Below are 229 nucleotides of genomic sequence, written 5' to 3' on the forward strand. Positions count from 1 at the left end.
TAGAGCCCGTTCACCGTCTCGGCCAGGGCGTTGTCGTAGGAGTCGCCCACGGTGCCCACCGAGGCCCTCACCCCCGCCGTGATGAGCGCATCCGAGTAGGCCAAGCTGACGTACTGGGTGGATTCAATCGGTGGATGCAACACCCTCTTGCTCGAGTGACTGTAGCTGCTCGGCGAACACCTCAGTTGGAGACTTCCAGTCGAGGACCTTCCGGGGACGATTGTTGACT

At 61.6% G+C, this 229-nt stretch carries 1 pseudogene; it reads right to left on the bottom strand.

The window, feature by feature from the left end:
* Positions 1 to 149 (bottom strand): annotated as a pseudogene (locus AC2W7A_RS13405) (IS3-like element IS3501 family transposase); the annotation flags it as partial.
* Positions 150 to 229: the final 80 nt, after the last annotated feature.

It is taken from the genome of Micrococcus sp. LASM2_SD2 (assembly GCF_057364565.1).